At 56.9% G+C, this 2,025-nt stretch carries 2 rRNA genes; both read right to left on the bottom strand.

What is annotated here, in order from left to right:
- Nucleotides 1–111 (bottom strand): 5S ribosomal RNA (gene rrf, locus ACWDYF_RS37165); the annotation flags it as partial.
- A gap of 88 nt (nucleotides 112–199) precedes the next feature.
- Nucleotides 200–2,025 (bottom strand): 23S ribosomal RNA (locus ACWDYF_RS37160); the annotation flags it as partial.

Genomic DNA, 2,025 nt, shown 5'->3' with positions numbered 1-2,025 from the left:
CGGTGTCCTACTCTCCCACAGGGTCCCCCCTGCAGTACCATCGGCGCTGTGAGGCTTAGCTTCCGGGTTCGGAATGTAACCGGGCGTTTCCCTCACGCTATGACCACCGAAACACTATGAAACAATCAACCGCACCACGCCGTGACCTGGCATGGGGTTGTTCGTGGTTTCAGAACCAACACAGTGGACGCGAGCAACTGAGGACAAGCCCTCGGCCTATTAGTACCGGTCACCTCCACACGTTACCGTGCTTCCAGATCCGGCCTATCAACCCAGTCGTCTACTGGGAGCCTTACCCCATCAAGTGGGTGGGAGTCCTCATCTCGAAGCAGGCTTCCCGCTTAGATGCTTTCAGCGGTTATCCCTCCCGAACGTAGCCAACCAGCCATGCCCTTGGCAGAACAACTGGCACACCAGAGGTTCGTCCGTCCCGGTCCTCTCGTACTAGGGACAGCCCTTCTCAAGACTCCTACGCGCACAGCGGATAGGGACCGAACTGTCTCACGACGTTCTAAACCCAGCTCGCGTACCGCTTTAATGGGCGAACAGCCCAACCCTTGGGACCGACTCCAGCCCCAGGATGCGACGAGCCGACATCGAGGTGCCAAACCATCCCGTCGATATGGACTCTTGGGGAAGATCAGCCTGTTATCCCCGGGGTACCTTTTATCCGTTGAGCGACGGCGCTTCCACAAGCCACCGCCGGATCACTAGTCCCGACTTTCGTCCCTGCTCGACCCGTCGGTCTCACAGTCAAGCTCCCTTGTGCACTTACACTCAACACCTGATTACCAACCAGGCTGAGGGAACCTTTGGGCGCCTCCGTTACCCTTTAGGAGGCAACCGCCCCAGTTAAACTACCCATCAGACACTGTCCCTGATCCGGATCACGGACCCAGGTTAGACATCCAGCACGACCAGACTGGTATTTCAACGACGACTCCACATACACTGGCGTGCACGCTTCAAAGTCTCCCAGCTATCCTACACAAGCCGAACCGAACACCAATATCAAACTGTAGTAAAGGTCCCGGGGTCTTTCCGTCCTGCTGCGCGAAACGAGCATCTTTACTCGTAGTGCAATTTCACCGGGCCTATGGTTGAGACAGTCGAGAAGTCGTTACGCCATTCGTGCAGGTCGGAACTTACCCGACAAGGAATTTCGCTACCTTAGGATGGTTATAGTTACCACCGCCGTTTACTGGCGCTTAAGTTCTCAGCTTCGCCCCACCGAAATGGAGCTAACCGGTCCCCTTAACGTTCCAGCACCGGGCAGGCGTCAGTCCGTATACATCGCCTTACGGCTTCGCACGGACCTGTGTTTTTAGTAAACAGTCGCTTCTCGCTGGTCTCTGCGGCCACACCCAGCTCACGGAGAAAATCCGATCACCAGACATGGCCCCCCTTCTCCCGAAGTTACGGGGGCATTTTGCCGAGTTCCTTAACCATAGTTCACCCGAACGCCTCGGTATTCTCTACCTGACCACCTGAGTCGGTTTAGGGTACGGGCCGCCATGAAACTCGCTAGAGGCTTTTCTCGACAGCATAGGATCATCCACTTCACCACAATCGGCTCGGCATCAGGTCTCACCCTGCAAGAGCGGCGGATTTACCTACCACTCGGGCTACACCCTTACCCCGGGACAACCACCGCCCGGGATGGACTACCTTCCTGCGTCACCCCATCACTCACCTACTAACCGCTTGGTTCAGCGGCTCCACCACTCCCCTCAACTCCGAAGAGATCAGGGCGGCTTCACGGCCTTAGCATCACGATGCTCGATGTTTGACGCTTCACAGCGGGTACCGGAATATCAACCGGTTATCCATCGACTACGCCTGTCGGCCTCGCCTTAGGTCCCGACTTACCCTGGGCAGATCAGCTTGACCCAGGAACCCTTAGTCAATCGGCGCACACGTTTCTCACGTGTGAATCGCTACTCATGCCTGCATTCTCACTCGTCAACCGTCCACGACTACCTTCCAGTGCCGCTTCACCCGGCAGACGACGCTCCCCTACCCATC

It is taken from the genome of Streptomyces sp. NPDC003284 (genome assembly GCF_053589675.1).
Note: the sequence above shows the minus strand (reverse complement) of the source record. Positions and strands in the feature narration are given on the sequence as shown.